This is a genomic window from Rhodopirellula sp. JB055, from assembly GCF_043100905.1.
Taxonomy (GTDB): domain Bacteria; phylum Planctomycetota; class Planctomycetia; order Pirellulales; family Pirellulaceae; genus Rhodopirellula.
Genome location: NZ_JBICHO010000594.1, coordinates 1 through 6,915 on the forward strand (window position 1 = coordinate 1; position 6,915 = coordinate 6,915).

Here is a 6,915-nt window from a genome sequence, read left to right on the forward strand (position 1 = left end):
CCATCGCCTATTGGCAGGTTGGTCACTCGGCATTCGACCCTTTGGTATTTTTGGACGTACAGAATCCGAACGGGGGGTTGTTTCTTTCGCCAGGTAACGGGCAAAATCTTGCCGCCTTCGACTTGGGCATGAGGTATGTAATAAACGACTCCCATGTGGTCCGGGGAGACGTCAGCCAAGACTCGGTCCAGGTCCCAGAGTGACGCGCCCAAATAGTTCGCGCCCGCGTGGTTTTGATAGAGTGCCTGAATGCCAATCTTCCCGCAGTAGCTCGCGAGCTTTGCGAATTGTCGTTTCCATTGATCAATCTGCAGTGGGATCGGTTGATTCGGGGTGTACTTTCCATATCGCATTCGGAAGCGGGAGATGCCCAGGTCGGCGGCGGTCTCCAGAACCGTTGTTCGATGCGGATCGTCCATGTCGCCGATGTCGGTCGTGATCAGCGTGATTTCGAGCCCATGCTTTTGCATCGCCTTTTGCATTTCAGGCAGCTTTTCAGCGGCTTCCGCCGGTGCCACGTTACCGCCTTTTCGCACGGTGGCTTCTACACCGTCAAAGCCCGCTTCAGCGAGCGCGATGGCCATGTCGTCAAAGGGCATCGAGTTCAGAGGCTTGGTGAAAACACAGATCGGCCAGCGGCGACCGGTTGGCTCTTCCGCAGCGAGCAAGCCACGAGTGGAAAGGGACGCGAGCGAAGCGGCGGCGAGGGAGCCAGCGAGGAAATCACGACGGTTGGGCATGATGGATTCCGTGTCGACGGTGGGGTGTGGGGGCGGGGCGTGACGCTCCTGCGGTGCGCAGAGTCAAGCAAAGGAAGCCGCCAGTTTAACCGAACCGTTGAGCGAAATTGCCGAGAACGGCGTCCTCATGAGATTCGCGTGGGACTCGCCGACGAGCGGTTCGTTAGCTTGCGAAGGCGGAATTGAGTCCGCGAGTTTGCGTCAGGAATTCTTTGATCGATGGCAGGCGATCATCGACATTGGGTTCGATCATTCTCGAGATCACCCGAGCCACTTTGGGGTGAATGTCATCGCGGCGTTCCAGGATTGGCGTCGCGGTTTCCGTGTCGTGTTGCAACGCAGCGCGACCGCTGACGATTTCACCTTGCCACGGGTGTTGGAAGGTCAGCAAGCAGTAAAATGTGACGCCGAGCGAGAACACATCGACGCGTTGATCGGTCGCTCGGCGACGCACGATTTCCGGGCACATGTACAGGGGCGTGCCCGTTCGGTTGCCAGGTGCCATGAACGGTGGCGTCGCCGGGACGGTCAGGCCAAAGTCGATCAAGCGAACACCTGAGACGGTTTCTTCGCCTTCTTTGGGAGGCGTGCAAATGAAGTTGCGAGGGCAGACGTCTCGGTGGATGAAGCCTTGTTCATGCACGTATGCGAGAGACTCGGCCATCTCTCGCATCAGCAGCATTTCTTTGCCATCGATGACTTCGCGTTTCTTGCGAACGATGACGTCTTGGATGCCGGCGCCAGCGATGTATTCCATCACCAGGATGCGCTGGTTCTTGGCCGTGATCCCGTGTTCGTAAGTCTTCACGATCAGCGGATGCTTCATCTGCATCGCAATTTCGCCTTCGGAAGGTTTGTTCAACCCTTTGAAGCGACTTTCAAACAATTCGTACTTTTCAGGGTCAAGGATTTTGACCCCCACGTTCTCTTTGCGTTCCAGGTCGTAGGCAACAAAGAAGTTGCTCATCGTTCCGGTTGCGGCGGTGCGTGACCGCTCGAATCGTTTTTCAACATCGATTCGCTTCAGCGAGCCACCGCCGCCTTTGGAGAACGCGCCTTTGATCGAATCGAGCAGCCCCATCGCTTACTTCCCGCAGTAGTCGATGGCGGTGGCGATTTCCGTCTTCAACGATTTTCGGTGAACGATGCGATCGATGTAACCATGTTCCAACAGGAATTCGCTGGTTTGAAATCCTTCGGGAAGTTCGATGCCGATGGTGGCTTTGATGGTTCGCGGACCAGCGAACCCGATCAGGGCCTTTGGTTCAGCAAAGACCAGATCCCCGAGCGAGGCGAAGCTGGCCGCGACACCGCCCATGGTTGGGTTGGTAAGCACGCTGATGAACAAGCCGCCGGCAGCGTGATAGCGTGAAAGCGCGGCGGAGACCTTGGCCATTTGCATCAACGACAGGATGCCTTCGTGCATTCGAGCCCCACCACCGGAAGCGCTGATGATGATCAACGCCAGGTTTTGTTCGGTGGCGCGTTCGATCAATCGTGTCAGGCGTTCGCCGACGACCGATCCCATGCTGCCCATGATGAAGGCACTGTCGGTCACAGCGAACGCGACCCGCCGAGCTCGGATCATTCCGGTGCCGGTCAGGACAGCGTCGGTCAGTCCGGTGCGTTTTTGTTCGCCGACCAAGCGGTCGGCGTAGGGACGACGGTCGCTGAATTCCAGCGGGTCGGTCGGCCGAAGCTGTTCGTTCATCGGTTCGAACGTGCCGTCGTCGAGCACTTGAGCGACGCGTTCCCAGGCGCTCACATAAAAGTGATGATCGCACTGGGGGCAGACGTTCAGTTGTTGCTGGACTTCTTTGTAAAACAGCGACGCGCCGCACGAGTCGCATTTCCTCCACACACCCTCGGGGACCCCTCGTTTCCGGTTCCCGGCCGTGTTGGGCGCGGGGCGGTTGGGGGGGCTGGGCGTTGAGTCGGAAGGTGTCGACGTTGCTGCGGAAGACGGTTGCCCGTTGCTTTTCACTGCGCTGTCCACTGCGGGGTTTTCCACTGCGGTATCCATTTCCACTTTCGGGATCAGTCCAAGAGCATGTCGTCCACGGTCAGTCCACCGGGGATCATTGGCAGCACGTGTTCTTGGTAGGGCACTTCGACGTCGAGCAAGAAGGGGCCATCGTGATCGATCATTTCTCGCGTGGCGCCTTCGAGGTCGGCTTTCTTTTTAACCGTGGCGGCACCACAGCCGTAGCCTTTGGCGATTTGCACAAAGTTCGGGTAACGGTCGGTGGCATATTCGAAGCGATCCGCTGTGCTCTTGCCCTTGGCTTCTTCGTGATCGATGGGGCCAAGGTAGGTGTGAGCACGGTTGCGATCCATGAATCGGTCTTCCCACTGAACCACCATTCCCAGGTGTTGATTGTTCAGCAGCAGGACTTTCACAGGCAGCTTTTCGCAGAAGCACGTGGCGAGTTCTTGGATGTTCATTTGAAAACTGCCGTCGCCGTCGATGTCGATGACGAGTGCATCCGGGTGAGCGGCTTGCACACCCATGGCGGCTGGCAAGCCAAAGCCCATTGTGCCGAGTCCGGAGCTGCTCATCCAAGTCCGAGGTTGGCGGAACTTGAAGAATTGAGCGGCCCACATTTGGTGTTGGCCCACGCCGACGCTGACGTAAGTTTCGCGATCGGCGGTGATTTTGCTGAGCGTCGCGATCGCGTGCTGTTGCAAGATGCCATCGAACGAATCGTCGTATTTCAGCGGGTACTTGGCTTTCAAGTCCGTGCAGGTTTTCTGCCAGGCTTCGATCTCAGGAGCTTGAACGATTGCATTGAGTTGCCCCAGCACATCCTTTACGTCGCCGCGAACCGGGATGTGGGCCTGTTTGTTTTTGTTCAGCTCGGATGCATCGATGTCGACATGGATGATTTTCGCGTCTTTCGCGAACGCTTCCACTTTGCCGGTCACTCGATCATCGAAACGCACGCCCAATGCGATCAGCAGATCGCAGTCGCGAACGGCGTAGTTGGCGTAGGCGGCACCGTGCATGCCCAACCAATCCAGCGAACGAGGGTCGTCCGGCGAAACGGCGCCGAGTCCCATGATGGTTGTGACCGTCGGGATGCCAGTTTTCTTGATGAGCTCGCGAAGTTCTTCGCTGGCTTCACCAGAGATAATTCCCCCGCCGGCGTAGATCACGGGGCGACGAGCCAGTTTGATGGCCGCGGCCATTTGTTTGATCGTTTCGCCGGCGACTTTGGCTGGTTCGGGACAGTATCCCGGCAGGTCCATTTCTGGATCCATGTCGATCGGGAAGTTGCCCAGTTGAACGTCTTTGGGCATGTCCACCAAAACGGGGCCAGGTCGACCGCTGGTCGCGATGTGAAAGGCTTCCTTCATGATGCGCGGCAAATCGGCCAAGTCGGTCACCAGGTAGTGGTGTTTGGTGATTCCGCGACAGATCTCGACCATCGGAGTTTCTTGGAACGCGTCGGTTCCGATTGCTCCCGTGGGAACTTGGCCAGTGATGCACAGCATTGGGATGCTGTCCAGTTTGGCGTCCGCGATGGCGGTGACCAGGTTGGTGGCACCGGGGCCGCTGGTCGCCATCACCACACCGATTTTGCCGGTGCTGCGCGAGTAACCTTGGGCGGCGAAAGCACCACCTTGCTCGTGGCGGGGAAGAATGGTGCGAATCGAATCCCCGTACCGAGTCAGGGCTTGGTGCATGGGCATGCTGCATCCGCCAGGGTAGGCGAACAAGACTTCGACGCCGTGATCGACCAACGATTTGACGAGTACATCGGCTCCATTCATCGGTTGCTGATCGCCTTTCGCGGCGTTGGCGTTGGAAGAGCTCGAAGCGGTACTCATCGGTGGTTGACTACTGGGGACAGAGTGGGATTCGAAAAGAGTCGAAATGGACCTTGCTCCGATCGTGAAAAACTTCCGAAGCTAGGACCCTCCAACGTAAATTCCTCAGCCCTGACTGGCAATGGTGAAAACGAGGAACTGAACCCAATGACCTTTGTTTTAGACCTGCTCGCGATCGCCCTTGGAGGCTCCATTGGGGCGGTATGTCGCTACTTGATCGGGTTGGCGGTGGTTTCTGCCCCGTTAAGCGGTTGGCTGACAATGCATGGGAGTGTCGGCACGACCCTTGCAAACTTGCTCGGATGCTGCGCCCTGGGAGGGCTGTACCAGTTCTCGCAAGCCATCATGGCAACGGATTGGGTCGCGACCGGTTGGGCAGCGTCTTTGGCTCAACCTCGCACGCTGTTGGCCGTTCGAATCGGGGTTTTGGGGAGTTTGACGACGTTCAGCACTCTGATTGGCGAGACGGCCGTGTTTGCCTCGCAGGGCCGGGTTTTGGCCAGCTCCCTGCTTTTGGGCATCAATGTCATTGCTGGTTGGTGTCTTTTTTGGGCCGCGGTGTCGGTCGTTCGGAATTGGACCTCATGATCGCTTCGGTTGTTTCCCTTCCCATTGGCAATTGGGTGATGCGTTTGCTGCCCTTGCTGGCAGCAGTGCTTTCCGGATGGATGGCGGCTCCCGCCAACGGCCAGACCATGCCCGGTTTTTACAGTGCATTTGGCAAGACCGGTACGACTCGCAGTCGTCACGTGGCCTCCGAATCGGAGTCCTTTGATTTGCCGGCTGCGTATGTTTCGGCATCGCAATTTGCCGAGGACGCCTCGCTGCACGCAGTTTCGGTGTCGCCCGACGGCCAAATCTTGGTCGCGGTGGGTGATTGGGGCGTGATCGTTCGAAGCGAAGATGCGGGCAAAACTTGGCGAAATTTTGCCTCCGGCATCGACGTGGCTCTGTGTGACGTTCGTTTTCTGAATGAGACCCGCGTGGTGGCGGTCGGTGGCGGCTATGAATCGGTGACTGGGCTGAGCCGAGGTGTGGCGATTGCCAGCGATGATGCCGGCCGGACATGGCACCGCGTGGATGCGATGGAAGCGACAAAACTTCACCGCATGGCAATTCGAAACAGTTTCGATGCCGAACCGTTGCCTGCGGGATCCCTGGAGGCTATCGGGGACGACGCGGAAGCTTCCGGCGGAAATCGCTTTCACTCGTTCGATGGCGGTTTGACTTGGCAAGAAGACACGGCTCAATCGCCTGAATCCAAAACGAAGCTGCGAGACTGGCTCCGCCAAGATGTTTTGCTCGAAGACAGCCAATCGGCTCGCCAAACCAAGGGCGAGGGATGGCGAATTCGCGTTGGTGCTCATGGACTGATCGAGCGATCGACAGACGACGGGGAAACATGGAACCCGGTGCGCGGGGCCAGCCGTGCTGCCGCGGTGATGTTTGTGGCTGCGTCCGAGCAAACGGTGCCATGGGCGTTGATCGGTCGCGAAACCTTGGAAATGAAACGACGTGTCGTCGTGGTGCTGGATTCTGCCACTCCAGCTGGCGCACAAACCGTTGGCAGACTGGGCCGGGTGCGGCATGCGGCGATGCGACTGGGAGTTGCCAAAGCAATCTGGTGCAGCAGTCCAACATCGGATCGGCAGCCTTCGGCGGATCTGCTGCGAGAGCATCAGCCCGCGGTGGTGGTGCTGGACGCGAATTTGCCTGAGACGACCCGGAACGCTTGGGTGAACGCGACATTGGATGATTCCAATTTTCCGTCGACGGCTTCGCGAATTCGCAAGCAACCTCGGCGGGTTTATGCCAGTGAGTTGCTGATCGATGCCGATGGCCATGCCACAGTTCACTCATCTCGCAGCGTCGCGCTTCGTAGCGATGCGTTGCTGTCCGGGCGAGCGGTGTTGGCGGGCGATTTGGCACTGGATGCGATGATGGTGGTGACACCAGGGATGGCGGTCCCCGAGAGCGTCGTTGTTTCGCCAGTGCCAGGGACAGCAACGGAGCTTCGTCGGGATTTGTCGCTGACGGGCGGGTTGGTGTTGGAGGCTGGTCAACAGTTTGATTCTGACGTCGCTGCCCAAGCATCGCGGCGACGTTTGCAAATCGCGACGGCAAGGATGAGTCAATTGTCGCGTTTGAAAGAGCTGCTACACGATCCGGGGCTTCGTCCCAAGGAACTGACTGACACGCTGGAGGTTCTCTTGCCTCGGACGGCGGTGGAAGACCGGACTCGGATGCTGTGGTGGTTGTGGGGTCAAACTCGGCAAGCAGCACGGATCGCCAGTGCGGGCGGCAACTGGAAACATGCGGAATCCCTGACGGCATGCGAAGACAC

General features: G+C 58.3%; 6 protein-coding genes. 2 read left to right on the forward strand and 4 right to left on the reverse strand.

Going from position 1 to position 6,915, the window contains the following annotated elements:
* The 4 genes from ACF8AM_RS23215 to ilvB all read right to left on the reverse strand — a co-directional run.
* Nucleotides 1–740: sugar phosphate isomerase/epimerase family protein (locus tag ACF8AM_RS23215; RefSeq protein WP_392557936.1), on the reverse strand; the 740-nt coding region annotated here is incomplete at its 3' end.
* A gap of 163 nt (nucleotides 741–903) precedes the next feature.
* Nucleotides 904–1,821 (reverse strand): serine/threonine protein kinase, encoded by a 918-nt coding sequence (locus tag ACF8AM_RS23220; RefSeq protein WP_392557937.1) that lies wholly within the window; start codon nucleotides 1,819–1,821, stop codon nucleotides 904–906.
* Between the two features lie 3 nt (nucleotides 1,822–1,824).
* The gene (gene accD / locus ACF8AM_RS23225) at nucleotides 1,825–2,769 is read right to left on the reverse strand and encodes an acetyl-CoA carboxylase, carboxyltransferase subunit beta (RefSeq protein ID WP_392557938.1); all 945 of its coding nucleotides are present in this window, start codon (nucleotides 2,767–2,769) and stop codon (nucleotides 1,825–1,827) included.
* An 8-nt stretch (nucleotides 2,770–2,777) separates the two neighbouring features.
* Nucleotides 2,778–4,571 carry a biosynthetic-type acetolactate synthase large subunit gene (gene ilvB / locus ACF8AM_RS23230; RefSeq protein ID WP_392557939.1) on the reverse strand — a complete coding sequence of 598 codons (1,794 nt, stop codon included), beginning with the start codon at nucleotides 4,569–4,571 and terminating at the stop codon, nucleotides 2,778–2,780.
* A gap of 147 nt (nucleotides 4,572–4,718) precedes the next feature.
* Here ilvB and ACF8AM_RS23235 point away from each other — a divergent pair, with 147 nt between their 5' ends.
* Both ACF8AM_RS23235 and ACF8AM_RS23240 read left to right on the forward strand, forming a co-directional pair.
* A complete protein-coding gene (locus ACF8AM_RS23235) occupies nucleotides 4,719–5,159 on the forward strand; it encodes a fluoride efflux transporter FluC (RefSeq protein WP_392557940.1) in 441 nt (146 codons plus the stop codon).
* Nucleotides 5,156–6,915 (forward strand): WD40/YVTN/BNR-like repeat-containing protein (locus ACF8AM_RS23240; protein ID WP_392557941.1); only part of this gene is annotated, 1,760 nt, incomplete at its 3' end. The genes ACF8AM_RS23235 and ACF8AM_RS23240, both read left to right, overlap by 4 nt.